Source organism: Bradyrhizobium zhengyangense (genome assembly GCF_022012435.1).
Lineage (GTDB): Bacteria > Pseudomonadota > Alphaproteobacteria > Rhizobiales > Xanthobacteraceae > Bradyrhizobium > Bradyrhizobium zhengyangense.
In genome coordinates, this window is record NZ_JAKLUA010000001.1 from 1765259 (window position 1) to 1773337 (window position 8079).

Annotated in this window: 9 protein-coding genes; 2 read left to right on the forward strand and 7 right to left on the reverse strand. The window is 64.1% G+C overall.

The genetic code is table 11. The features are described from left to right. Positions 1-4 precede the first annotated feature (4 nt). Positions 5-583, forward strand: a complete 579-nt coding sequence (locus L6637_RS08335) for a DUF1214 domain-containing protein (protein WP_237859327.1) — start codon at positions 5-7, stop codon at positions 581-583. Further along, positions 580-1164, forward strand: a complete 585-nt coding sequence (locus L6637_RS08340; protein ID WP_237859329.1) for a DUF1254 domain-containing protein — start codon at positions 580-582, stop codon at positions 1162-1164. Before L6637_RS08335 ends, L6637_RS08340 begins: the two co-directional genes overlap by 4 nt. 284 nt (positions 1165-1448) lie before the next feature. On the opposite strand, the gene L6637_RS08345 is transcribed toward L6637_RS08340, so the two are convergent. The 7 genes from L6637_RS08345 to L6637_RS42385 form a co-directional block, all read right to left on the reverse strand. After that, the gene (locus L6637_RS08345) at positions 1449-2429 is read right to left on the reverse strand and encodes an alpha/beta hydrolase (protein ID WP_237869963.1); all 981 of its coding nucleotides are present in this window, start codon (positions 2427-2429) and stop codon (positions 1449-1451) included. A 336-nt stretch (positions 2430-2765) separates the two neighbouring features. Next, positions 2766-3695: a helix-turn-helix domain-containing protein gene (locus tag L6637_RS08350; RefSeq protein ID WP_237869965.1), complete on the reverse strand. Its 930-nt coding sequence runs from the start codon at positions 3693-3695 to the stop codon at positions 2766-2768. A 94-nt stretch (positions 3696-3789) separates the two neighbouring features. After that, positions 3790-4968 (reverse strand): MFS transporter, encoded by a 1179-nt coding sequence (locus L6637_RS08355; protein WP_237869968.1) that lies wholly within the window; start codon positions 4966-4968, stop codon positions 3790-3792. Positions 4969-5053: 85 nt separating this feature from the next. Next, the gene (locus L6637_RS08360) at positions 5054-6421 is read right to left on the reverse strand and encodes an NAD(P)-binding domain-containing protein (protein WP_237869970.1); all 1368 of its coding nucleotides are present in this window, start codon (positions 6419-6421) and stop codon (positions 5054-5056) included. A gap of 48 nt (positions 6422-6469) precedes the next feature. After that, entirely contained in the window at positions 6470-6787 is a 318-nt protein-coding gene (locus tag L6637_RS08365; RefSeq protein WP_237870039.1) for an ArsR/SmtB family transcription factor, read from the reverse strand. A 391-nt stretch (positions 6788-7178) separates the two neighbouring features. Then, positions 7179-7604 (reverse strand): hypothetical protein, encoded by a 426-nt coding sequence (locus tag L6637_RS08370; protein WP_237869972.1) that lies wholly within the window; start codon positions 7602-7604, stop codon positions 7179-7181. Between the two features lie 70 nt (positions 7605-7674). Continuing rightward, complete coding sequence (locus L6637_RS42385; RefSeq protein ID WP_276575726.1) at positions 7675-7806, reverse strand: hypothetical protein; 132 nt, start codon at positions 7804-7806, stop codon at positions 7675-7677. Positions 7807-8079: the final 273 nt, after the last annotated feature.

Below are 8079 nucleotides of genomic sequence, written 5' to 3' on the forward strand. Positions count from 1 at the left end.
TCCCGTGCGGCTGCTCCTGATCACATTGACGGCCCTGCTGCTCGCGACCGTGGTCGGCGTCGGCGCCACCTGGATGACGACGACGCGCGGCACCGAGATCGGCGCGCTGACCATCGGCGCCTGGACCGCGCGCCCGCGCACCGGCACCGCCGACGTCGATCCCTATTCGCGCGCCACCATCGTGCGCAACGGCGAACTGCCGATCGGCACCGGCGACGGCGTCGCCTTCACCGCAACGACCGACGACAAGAAGAAGGCGCTCGACGGCCGCTGCGACGTCGTCGTGTCAGGCGTGACCCCGCCGGCGCGGTTCTGGACGCTGACGTTGTACGACCGCAAGGGCCACCTCGTCGCCAATTCGCTGCAGCGCTACGGCTTCACCAGCCAGGAGATCCTGCGCCAGTCCGACGGCTCGTTCGAGATCCACATCGCCGCGCGCTCGCGCGCCGGCAACTGGCTGCCGACCGGCGGCATCGAGCGCTATGCGCTGATGTTCCGCCTCTACGACACGCCCGTGGGCGTGGCGACGCGCACAAAGCGCGACGCGCCGATGCCCAGCATCTCCACGGTGGGCTGCTCATGATCCGCCTGGTGTTCACGATTGTTGCCGGCGTGGTGCTGGGCCTCGTGGTCCATCTCGTCAGCGTGCTGGCCTTGCCGCGCATTGCAACGCAAGATGCCTATTCGCGGCTGACGCCGATGACCAAGCTCAACGGCGTGACGCAGCTGCCGCTGGCCGATCCCAACACCTCGCCGATGCCGTTCATGGACCCGGCCTTCGCGCTCGCGATCTGCCGCTATGATCTTTCGGGCGGGCCGATCAAGCTCACCGTGCCGGTGAGCCAGGCCTATACGTCGGTGTCGTTCTACACCCGCAACGAGATCGCCTATTACGCCATCAACGACCGCTCGGCCGGCAAGAAGGTGATCGAGCTCGACCTGATGACGGAAGCGCAGCACAACGCGCTGCCCGAGGACGAAGAGATCACCGCGGCCGACCGCCTGATCATCGACTCCCCCAGCACGACGGGCCTGATCGTGATGAAGGCGCTCGCCGCCGAGCCCGGCCTGATGCCGCAGGCGCAAGGCTCGCTTGCCGCCGCGACCTGCGCGCCGCAGACCGAAGCGCCCGCCAAGGCCGAGACGCCGCGCGGCCGACGCTAAAGCGCGGGCATTGAGGCGCCTCAAAGCAAAGCGCGCGAAAACAACCCCATGCACAGTAGCGGGGGCATTGAAGCCACTGGCAATTTCGACGTCGCGCCGAAGCAGGCGCTTGCAGGGTCGCCGCATCGGCCCGCCCGCCGCATTTTTCCGCTTTGACACGTCGGGCAAAACACTGGCAGAATGGCATCGTCGAAAGATCGTCGCGCCCGCACGGAAAAATCCGCTGCGGGTTTTTTCATGTCGGAGTTCAGATGATCGCGACCGCTCGCAGCGACGGTGGCCGGTCAGCGTGCGAGATGGCTACGGATACCGTCGACCGTCTGGCGGATCGCGGCTTCCGTCGAGGGAAGTTTGCGCAGCGCGTTGAGCAGGACGAAGTCGTGAATTGTGCCGTTGTAGCGTACGGCATCGACGCTCACTCCCGCCTCCTTGAGCTTACGCGCGTAAGCCTCACCTTCGTCGCGAAGCGGGTCGTTCTCGGCGGTGATGACAAGTGCCGGAGGTAGATCTTTCAGATGATCGAGGCTGGCGCGCAGCGGCGAGACGTAGGGATTGTCGCGGGTCTTGGCGTCCCCCGCGTAGCGATCCCAGCCATATTTCATGAAGTCGCGAGCAAGGAAGCGATCCCTGTCATAGGCGAGATACGATTGGCTATCGACGCTGGCGTCGGTCGCCGGAATGAGCAGCACCTGATAGCTGATCTTCGGCCCCTTGCGGTCCTTGGCCATCAGGGTCAGCGCCGCGGTCATGTTGCCGCCGACTGAATTGCCGGCGACTGCGATCCTGTCGCCATCGGCGCCGAACTCCCCGGCGTGCCCGGCTACCCATTGCAGGGCGGCATAGATCTCGTCGAGCTGGGTCGGGTAAACCGCGGCCGGCAACGACGTGTATTCGACGAACACGCCCACCTGCCCCGATCCGACCACGAGGTCGCGCAACAGCCGCTTGTGATTGTCGAAATTGCCGGCGATCCAGACGCCCCCATGGATAAAGAGCAGCACGCCTGGCTTGCCGGTGATACGCTCGGGCTTCATGACATAGAGCTTCACATGTCGACCAGCCTCGGTGATGGTTCGCTCGGTCGTGGCAACCCCGGACATGTCGACCGGCGTCTGGTCCTGCAGCCCGCTCAGGATGTCCTGCGGCTTGGGCTGGGGCAGTTCCCAGAAGGGTGTAGCGTCCTTGTTGATCTGCACGAGGAACGCCCTGACCTGCGGATCGATGGCAGGATCTGTTGCGACATCGGTCGCGGCACGCGCGGTCATGGCTGTTGCTCCCAGTAGCAAAGTTGATAGTAGCGTCGTTATGCGCATCGGTTTCCGCTCGAACGTTCGGAGAGGTGGTCGCCCCAAACTATTCGAGTAACGCGCGCGGAGGCTTTTGCATTTCGTCCGTCTTATTGAAAAAGGCGCACCTTTTGCGCGGTCCTGCGCTGCAGGCGTGCACTGCCTGCAAGCGCCAACTCGGGAAGAGGCCAGGCAAAGACGAATGAAATCGAGAGACGCCGGTCGGCCCAGCTAATGCCCGCAATTGCGGATGCGCGCCCTGGCGCTCGCCATCATCGCGCTCGGCAAAGGGCTAGAGCCGAAAACGGCAGGCAGTCATTTCGCGTATTCGAGCCGCCAGGCGCCGGGCGAGGCGCCAACGGCTCTTCTGAAGGTCGCGGTAAAATGGCTTTGGTCGGCAAAGCCACATGCGAGCGCGATGCTGGCGAGGCTCATTTTCCCGTCGATCAGATGGCGCTTGGCCGCTTCAACGCGCTGCAAGATCAGGTATTGATGCGGCGGCAAGCCGGTCGACTGTTTGAAGGCGCGGGCAAAATGCTTGGCCGTGAGTCCAGTCAACTCGGCCAGATCGTCCAAGCAAATGTCGTTCGCGAGATGTTCGGCAATGAAGTCGCGGGTCTCCTGCAATTGGCGCGGAGACAATCCGCCCATCCGAGACGTAGCGCGTCCATGCGGCCAATGATGTAAACGTATCAGCCAGTCGACCAACAGGAGCGCGCGGCCTTCCATCTCGAGCGATGTGGCGGGAATGCGCGAGTCGAATGCCCGCCGGAGATACTCGAAGGTCAAAGCATGCAGTGTCTTCTCCGGCACGAACGACAGGTCGTCGCGAAGGCGTGCGACGAGCGCCGGAACATTTTCTGCTTCGGAAGCCCTGCCAAGTAGAGCATCCGGCAAGAACACTTGTCCGAACTTGATGCTTCCGTGAGCCAGATAGCGCGTCCGGGCGCCTTTGGGCTGAAGGGTGAAATCGCGGCCGGGCCCACTGGTCCGGACGACCCTGCGATTGTGATCTTCGACGGCCGCGCCGTGGAGACGCAGCCCGATCACCGTCTCGGGGGTGGTCGTCCAGGTCGATTCCTCGATGCCGGTGGAGCAATTGTGCAGAAGCGCCGGCGCCAGCCATCGTTCTCGCGCGCCCTTGACTTGAACGATTCCAACGCTGCTGCCCGCAAACGCCAAAATGTGCGGGTTGGCTTCGTCGGACGCTTCCGTCGGGACTTCACTCTTCTGGTCTTGCGCCATGAGCAAACTTCGGGCTTTTGCGTCGATAGAACGACTTTAGTCGAAGTGTCCGCCTGAATGCCTGACGAAGCCGTGAACGAGCGCGTACTCGCGCTCACGATATCTGGCGCTTCGGCGGAGCCGTTCGCGCCCAGGCCAGCGCGAGCGGTCCGACCGCAATTCCGGCCGCGAGCACGATGAAGACCAGCAGCCAGCCCCGCGCACTCTGCGGTCCGCCTGCTGCGTCGAGCGCCGCGCCTGTCCCCCAGGCGCCGAGGGCAGAGAGTCCGAAGCCGACGGTGGAATGCAGGGCCAGCGTGGCGCCACGATGCTCGGAAATGGCCGCAGCGGACATGCCGGCCGTTAGCGCGCCGGAGTCGGCCGGCACCGTCAGGCCATAGATCATCAGCAGCAACGCAAGCACCCATGCGGGCGCGGTCGCGTTGAAACCGATGACGATCGCGACACAGGCCGACGCGAGCATCACCACCGTGATGGCGCGATGTCGTCCGAATTTCAATGCGGCCTCGTTGCCGAGGATGCTGGCGGGCATCGAGATCACCGCGAAGCAGAAGCTCATCAGCACGGGCGTCAACCACGAGGGCGCGCTTTGATGCGCAACGACGAAGGTCCAGAAGCCGACCAGCCAGGTGCGGATGCCGTAGAGCTCGAAGCAATGCGCGCCATAGCCGAAGATGTATCCGAGCGCCTCGCGGTTGGCGAAGACGGGGACGAAGTTGAGCAATCGTCCTGCCTTCGGGACAGGGCGCTGCTCCCGCATCAGAAGGCACGCCACAACCATCGCGATGGGACCGAAGCCGGTCACGACGAAAGCAGTCCGCCATCCCCAACGATCGGCGGCGACTTGCGCCACCAGGAACGACAGGCCGACACCAACCGAAAAGCTCGACGTATACAATGTGACGGCCCGCGAGCTGTCGCCGGCTGGCAGCCGGTCCGTCAACGCCTTCAATCCCGGCATGTAGGCGCCGGCAAATCCGAGGCCCGCAATGCACCAGATCGCAGTCGCCGTCCAGAACCCTTGCGCGAAGATACCGAAGGCCACGGTCGCAAGTCCGCTGACGACCGAGCCCCAGAGCAGCACAAGCCGCGCATCGATGCGATCGGTCAGCGTCGTCAGCAAGGGCACCGCGAGCATGTAGCCGAACGCGTAACCGCTCGCCATCAACCCGCCCTCCGCTGCGGAGAGGTCCCATGCGGGCATCAGATGCTGCGCGAGATTTGCCGACAGCGTGACATGCGGCAACAGATTGCCGACCTGTCCAATGCACATCACCGCGATGAGAGACCGACCGCTCAGACTACGAATAGCTTCCCCCCTCCTACGACCAAAACGACGGCGCCCGAACCGCCACGGCTTAGGCGCAACCACAGCCGGATGCGCCGGCCTTCTTGGCCGTTTCGTCGGCGCTACAGCACGCCGACGCCTCTTCCTTCGCCGGCCCGCCGCAACATCCCGCAGCCCCTGCTGTCTCGACGCCGGCGCGCGTGCAGACGCCGGTTTCCGGCAGCACAAGTTCGACTCTCGCTGCGGCCTTCTTGTCGCCAGCGATGTCGGCCGCGATCGAGCGGACCTGCTCATAGCCGGTCATCATCAGGAAAGTCGGCGCGCGGCCGTACGACTTCATGCCGGCCGAATAGAAGCCCGGCTCATCATGCGCGAGCTCGCGTGCGCCGTGCGGGCGCACGGTGCCGCAGCTGTGCTCGTTGGGATCGATGAGCGGCGCCAGCGCGACCGGCGCCTCGATGGCCGGATCGAGCCGCAGGCGCAGCTCGGACAGAAACGAAAAGTCGGGACGGAAGCCCGTCGACACGATCAGTTCGTCCACGACCACGCTTCGTGCACCGCAGCAGGCGCCGGCCGAAATCTTCAGGCGGCCTTCGGACTCCGTGAGATGCGTGACGCCGAATTCAGTCTCGACCGCAATCTTTCCGGAGGTCACGAGCGCAGCAAAGGCACTTCCAAGTGCGCCGCGCGCCGCAAGCTTGTCGTTGCGGCCGCCGCCGAAAGCTCTTGCCGGATCGGCGCCGCGCACAAGCCAGACGGGCTGTGTCCCCGGCACCTCGTCGGCGAGACGTGCAAGATCGATCAGCGTGCCGACCGCGGAATGGCCGGCGCCGAGCACGGCAACTTTCTTGCCGGCATATCTGGAACGTTGGGCGCCGCACACATCGGGCATGCCATAGGCGACGCGGTTGGCGCACTCAGCTTCGCCGATCGCCGGCAGGCCGTTGCTGCCGGCTGGATTGGGAGAGAACCATGTGCCCGACGTATCGATCACGGCATCAGCGCGCAGAACCTCCGGCCCCTTGCCGTTCTGATAGCGGATTTCGAAAGGCGCCTGCTCTCTGCCCTTCGTCTTCGCCTTGTCGAAGCCGACGCGGCTGATGGCCGAGACCCGGCTGGACGTGCGGATCACGTCACGCAATGGCGTTCGCGTCGCGAGCGGCTTGAGATATCCCTCAAGCAGCTCGCCACCGGTCGGATAGGCCTGAGGGTCCGGCGAATTCCAGCCCGTCGGCGCGAGCAGACGCGCTGCGGCCTTGTCGACATTGTATTCCCACGGCGAAAACAGCTGGACGTGCTGCCACTGGCGGATCGCATGTCCCGCCTCCGGCCCGGACTCCAATACGATGGGTGACATGCCGCGTTCGAGCACGTGTGCAGCTGCTGCAAGGCCGACAGGCCCCGCCCCGATGATCGCTACCGTCTTTGCATCGCTCATGTCGTTACTCCCATCATTCTAGAATCATCGAATAAGCTCGCAAAAAAATCAGGCGGCCGATTGAGCGCCCCCGCATCCGACTTCGTCCGCGCAGCACTCCGCCGCCAGGAAATCCACTAGCCCACGCATCGCGTCGAAGTTCGCGTGACAAACGAGGGTCGTGGATTCGCGGACCTGGCTGACAAGCCCGACCGCGACCAGCGACTTGATGTGGTGAGACAGCGTCGATGCCGGGATTTTCAGCTTCTCTTGCAAGCGGCCGACCGGCATGCCGGAGTGTCCTGCCCGAACCAGGGCGCGATAGATCTGGAGCCGGGTCCGGTTACCCAAAGCTTCCAGGCGCGCTGCTGCATCGTCGATCTTCATGACGAGCAACATGCGCCCGTCCCGATCAGCTTGTCAACGGTATTTCTAGAATGTTCGAAATATTGGCGCGGCGCCCGATTTCAGAATTGTCGATCCAGGAAGCTGGTGCTCATGCTGATGCCAGCTTCTGCCCCTGTCGGTCGGGCCGATCCAGGATCACCCGACAGCACGGGTTCCAGGAACAACTTGATATTTGTTAAGTTGATACTGCGCCATCGCAAGGGGGCGCGCTATGCAAGAAGACGATTTATCCGGCAAGGCAGAGCGGGCGCTCGTGACGGTTGCACTGGGCACCGCGATGCTCATCATCTGCCTTGGGTCCTTGCTGTACAGATAAGCCGCGCTCTCGCGGATGGATGACCTCGCGACCGGCCGCCTGCGCCGTGTCGTCCTACCGCTCCTCGGTCGGATGCACCCATTTGTACGGCGTGATGCTCCGCGTTTCCGTCAGCTTGATCATGTGGACGGGCGGTGCGGTCCGTCCCTTGCGGCATGACCGGCACTTCAGCGAGGCCTCCAGCTTCCAGATCGGCGTATCGCGGGGACGGCGGATCGCATCGAGCGGCAGGCTCGCGCGTGCCTTGCACCTAATGCACTCGACCTCGAGCCAGCCAAGGCCGCCGTTGAGACATTGCCCGATCGTCGGTGATGGCTGCGAGGGACCGCCGTAACCTTCCATGCGCACCGACCAGGCCTCGGCCTCGGCACGATCGGCCTCGCGCACCGCCTTCTTCGCCTCCTCGCGGGCATGCTTGGCGGAAATCTCCGCCCCCATGATGCGGCCGCTCCAGATGACCTCGCGTGATTTGGTGCTCATGCCGCGATCAAAGCAACGTGACAGCGCGCTTGCAAATTATCGATTGCTAGTGGGTCAGATCTATTCGTCGCTACTGCGTGTCGTGGGTGTGGACAAGTGGCGGCATCGATTCCATGGCGAAGCCGATCTCGAAGACCATCAACACCGCAGCCGCGTGATGGCCTGCGTGTCGCGCGGCGATCAGGATGGAAGGCAGCGTCAATCAAGGTGAGAGAGTTTCGCTGGGCTCGTGACGTAGGGAGGGCGTAGCCCGACCGGAGTTACGAGCCCCAGCGTCGGCGCGATCCCGAGGAGGACCGCGCCGACTGGTGATCGCGGCCGGCGGGGTTATGCAAGTGGTTCTTCCGCCAAGAGGAATCACTCGCGTGCCCGGCCGACACATCACAGATCACCAGATGAGGCTCTACATGAAGTACCGTCAGACCGATAGCCCGCCAGTGGCGGCGGCCAAGGCATCATTCAGTGCGTCGACCGC

Excerpts from the sequence above, each read along its gene's own strand:
- L6637_RS08340 (WP_237859329.1), top strand. The coding sequence starts at position 580 with ATGATCCGCCTGGTGTTCACGATTGTTGCCGGCGTGGTGCTGGGCCTC.
- L6637_RS08345 (WP_237869963.1), bottom strand. The coding sequence starts at position 2,429 with ATGACCGCGCGTGCCGCGACCGATGTCGCAACAGATCCTGCCATCGAT.
- L6637_RS08350 (WP_237869965.1), bottom strand. The coding sequence starts at position 3,695 with ATGGCGCAAGACCAGAAGAGTGAAGTCCCGACGGAAGCGTCCGACGAA.
- L6637_RS08355 (WP_237869968.1), bottom strand. The coding sequence starts at position 4,968 with ATGTGCATTGGACAGGTCGGCAATCTGTTGCCGCATGTCACGCTGTCG.
- L6637_RS08360 (WP_237869970.1), bottom strand. The coding sequence starts at position 6,421 with ATGAGCGATGCAAAGACGGTAGCGATCATCGGGGCGGGGCCTGTCGGC.
- L6637_RS08365 (WP_237870039.1), bottom strand. The coding sequence starts at position 6,787 with ATGAAGATCGACGATGCAGCAGCGCGCCTGGAAGCTTTGGGTAACCGG.
- L6637_RS08370 (WP_237869972.1), bottom strand. The coding sequence starts at position 7,604 with ATGAGCACCAAATCACGCGAGGTCATCTGGAGCGGCCGCATCATGGGG.